At 64.7% G+C, this 3,800-nt stretch carries 3 protein-coding genes and 1 pseudogene; all 4 read right to left on the bottom strand.

The window, feature by feature from the left end; translation table 11 throughout:
• Positions 1 to 134, bottom strand: a pseudogene (locus tag ACE3S9_RS16420) (electron transfer flavoprotein subunit alpha); the annotation flags it as partial.
• 90 nt (positions 135 to 224) lie between these two features.
• Complete coding sequence (locus ACE3S9_RS16425) at positions 225 to 1,076, bottom strand: nitrogen fixation protein FixA (RefSeq protein WP_374547554.1); 852 nt, start codon at positions 1,074 to 1,076, stop codon at positions 225 to 227.
• Positions 1,077 to 1,335: 259 nt separating this feature from the next.
• Positions 1,336 to 2,094, bottom strand: coding sequence for a 4Fe4S-binding leucine-rich repeat protein (locus ACE3S9_RS16430; protein ID WP_374547555.1), 759 nt, complete (start codon positions 2,092 to 2,094; stop codon positions 1,336 to 1,338).
• Between the two features lie 111 nt (positions 2,095 to 2,205).
• Positions 2,206 to 3,800 (bottom strand): nif-specific transcriptional activator NifA (gene nifA / locus ACE3S9_RS16435; RefSeq protein ID WP_374547556.1); only part of this gene is annotated, 1,595 nt, incomplete at its 5' end.

Consider the following 3,800-nt stretch of genomic DNA (forward strand, 5'->3'; position numbering starts at 1 on the left):
ACGGGATGCACGACGCCGCGCTCCATCTCCATGAACACCCAGACGTGCTTGTGATCGCGATATTTCTCCGGCAGCTCCTTCTTCATCGAAGCGCGGCTGCCTGCCGCCTGCGGCGCGGGTTTCTGGTCGCTCATGTTCCCATCCTCGATGCTCAAAGCGTTTTCAAGCGGAGTGGATTCCGGTTCGCATGAAGAAAACGCGTCAATTTTCAAACTTTGGCGGCGTCAAAATCCCGAAGCGAGCTTGGTGACGTCGGCTTCCAGCGACGGGGCCTTGGCGAAAATCGCCTCGATGAAAGCCTCGGCGGTTTCGGCCGGCGTCGCGGCGATTTCGACCAAAGCGGCCTTTTCGGCGCGGGCCTGCGGCGCGAACACCTTCTTCACCACGGTGGGCGAGCCGCGCAGGCCGCAGAGTTGCAGATCCTCGATGCCGGCGTCCTTGGCGCTCCAGGTGACGATTTCGGCGCGGGCGGCGCGCAGGGCGTCGTCGATGCGGCCGCGACGGACCGTATTGGAGCCTTCGAGCATGGTGATCATGGAGGGCAGCGTCGATTTCAGCACCTGCGTCCCGCCTTCCGAGCGGCGCTCCAGCGTGATCGTGCGGTTTTCCTGATCGAGTTCCGTGATCGCCGAGACATAAGTCAGTTGCAGCATGTCGAGGCGCTTGGCGATGCCGGGGCCGACCTGGGCGGTGTCGCCGTCGATGGTCTGCTTGCCGCAGAACACGATGTCGGGCTTGCCGAAGGTCTCGCCGATCTTGCGCAAGGCCTGGGCGAGGGCATAGGTGGTGGCCAACGTATCGGAGCCGGCGAAGAAACGGTCGGTCAGCAGCACGCCGCGGTCGGCGCCGATGGTCAGGGCCTTGCGCAGGGATTCGGACGCCATGGGCGGGCCCATGGTCAGGACGGTGACCTCGCCGCCGACCTTGTCGCGCAGGCGCAGGGCCTCTTCCAGCGAAAACAGATCGTAGGGATTGATGATCGTGGGCACGCCTTGCCGCATGATCGTATTGGTCACCGGATGGACGCGGATCTGCGCCGAATCCGGAACCTGTTTGATGCAGACGACAAAATGCATATTCGCCTCCGGCGGTTTGATCCGCGATTTTGAAACGGGAGTCGCGTGAGTTCGGACCGGGCGTCGCAAGCTCCGTACCAACCCGGCTCTCGTCAATTTATTCGTGAAAAATCAATTGGATAGAATGGCGCCCGATTTTACGGCGCGTTCGCCGCGAAACGAACCTGTCGGCATTCCTACAGGAGTGTTCGAAGCCTTTTGCGAAACGCGCGTCTTTTGTACGAGGCGGTCGTTTTTGTCGCCCGGACGCGCCTGTTTTTCAGGCCTTGACCTCGGCCATGCGATCGCGCGCCCGCGCGCGCACCACTTCGTCCTCATCGTCGATCAGCTTGACGACTATATCGCGCGGCGCGCGATCGGCGACGACGAAGCGGACGCGCAGGTCCGGGTCGTCGACCAGCCGCCCGAGCGCGTCGGGCGTCACGCGCTCCGCCGCCTCGCGCCGCACGACCGGATCGACGTCGTGCAACATGCCGAACAGCTTTTCGGGCGGCAGGCGCGCGACAATGTAACGGCGCACGGTGGCGGAAGGATCGCCGAACAGGATCGGCAGCAAGGAGGGATCGATCCGGCGCGCCACCGTGAGGCGGACATGTTCGTCCTCGTCATGGGCCATGGCGACGAGGTCGGCGCCGTCGAGGCGCAGCGAACAGGCGATGCGCACCGCGCGGTCCTTGTCCTTGCTCATTTCGCGCACGCGTGGGATCGGCAGGCGCAGCGCCGCCATCGCGCGCACTTCGGGCTCGCGATCCTTCATCAGCCGCGCGATCTGGAACGGATTGGCGTATTTCGCCGCCAGCGCCCGCACCTCGAAATAGAGATGGTCGAGATAATCGCCGCAAAGCTCGGGGTTCTTGGCGAAGAAGCGGTCGATGCGCTTGGAGCGCTTGTCGCGCACGCAGATGCGGCCCAGCACGCAACGCCCGCCGGCGCGCAAATCCCTATGCGGGCAATCCTGGCAGGAGAAGGGCCGGCCGGTCCAGTCGGTCGCGGCTTCGCTGTCTTCGGTCGTCGCCATCGTCGGCCTCGCCATCCCCCGCTGCGCAATGTCGCGTCGCGCATCGCGATAGCAAAGGTCGCGCCAAGGCGGCGCCGACGAGGCGCCGTCCAGCGAACGATCGGCCGACGATCAAAACTTCTTGATGTCGATGTTCTGCTTGCGGAGAGCGTAGCCGATCTGGCGCGGGGTCAGCCCGAGCAGGCGCGCCGCCTTGGCCTGGACCCACCCCGTCTTGTCGAGCGCCTCAATCAGCCTTTCGCGCTCGCTCTTGGACGGATGGACCACCGGACAGTTGTCGGGCGCCGGACATTCGTGCGGCAGGCCGCGCTCCATGGCCTCGAGCGCATGATCGGCGCAGACGCTGGCGGCCGCGGCTTCCGCCGGAGCGGGCGCCGCCGGCTGAACCTCCGGCGCGGCCGGGGCGGGCGTCGGCGGCTTCGGCTTGGCGATGATCGGCGGCAGGGTGGTCTGCGGCATCGGTTGCGGATGCAGCCCGACTAGATGGTTGTGGCCCTTCCACAAGGTGGAGGACAGGCAGCAACCCTGCCAGCAGGCGAGATCGGATTCGAGAATTTCGGTTCCGGTCGCCAGAGTGGCGGTGCGGCGGACGCAATTCTCCAATTCGCGGACGTTCCCCGGGAAGGCGCAATGCGCCATAATGTCGAGCGCCTTGTCGGAAAAGGCGTGATCGACGCCGTTTTCCTGCGAGAACTGGTTGAGGAAGCGCTTCGCCAGCAATTCGATATCGCCGGGGCGTTCGCGCAGCGGCGGCGTCACCAGCGTCACGACATTGATGCGGTAATAGAGATCGGCGCGGAAATCGCCGCGCGCGACGGCTTCCTCAAGATTGCGGTTGGTGGCGCAGACGATGCGCACGTCGACTTTCAGCGTCTTGGCGCCGCCGACGCGCTCGAATTCGCCCTCCTGCAGCACGCGCAGCAGCTTGGCCTGGAAGGAGGCGGAAATCTCGCCGATTTCGTCGAGGAACAAGGTGCCGCCATTGGCCAGTTCGAAACGGCCGATGCGCTGGTTGACCGCGCCGGTGAACGAACCTTTCTCGTGGCCGAACAATTCGGATTCGATCACGCTCTCGGGCAGAGCCGCGCAATTGACCTTGACGAAAGGCGCCTTCACGCGCGGCGAATTTTCATGAATGGCGCGCGCGAACAATTCCTTGCCGGTGCCGGTCTCGCCGCGCAGCAGCACGGTGGCGTTGGAGCGCGCCGCGATCTCGATCCGCTGCAACAACGCCTTGATCGCGGCGCTCTCGCCGACGATGAAATCCGATTTCCCGCGCGGCGAGGGTTTCGCCGGCGAATGGCGGACGTCGGTGAGCTCCTTTTCGAGCCTGTGCTGCTCCTTGATGAGCCGGTCGCGGTCGCGGGCGATCAAGCCGTGCATGCGCATCGCCTGGCCGACCAGATTGGCGACCATGGTCAACATGCGGACGTCGTCCTCGAGACGGAAATCCAGCTTGTTGTTCCATTCGCGGTCGACGGTCAGCGTGCCCTTGGACACGCCGTCCACCTTGACCGGCACGCCGAGGAAACTGACCTTGGTCATCGGCGGCAGCAAATGGCGATAGGCCGTTCCGGTGAAATAGGGATGGGTCGAAACATCCTCGATCACCAGCGGCACGCCCGTCGCGACGATATGGTCGATGACTTTCTGGGGCAGCAGCGTCTTGGCCCCATTGGGCTTGGGCGAGGCGTCCGACGAAGCGG

The organism is Rhodoblastus sp. (assembly GCF_041915505.1).
In the GTDB taxonomy this organism is placed as follows: Bacteria; Pseudomonadota; Alphaproteobacteria; order Rhizobiales; family Beijerinckiaceae; genus Rhodoblastus.

Excerpts from the sequence above, each read along its gene's own strand:
- ACE3S9_RS16425 (WP_374547554.1), bottom strand. The coding sequence starts at position 1,076 with ATGCATTTTGTCGTCTGCATCAAACAGGTTCCGGATTCGGCGCAGATC.
- ACE3S9_RS16430 (WP_374547555.1), bottom strand. The coding sequence starts at position 2,094 with ATGGCGACGACCGAAGACAGCGAAGCCGCGACCGACTGGACCGGCCGG.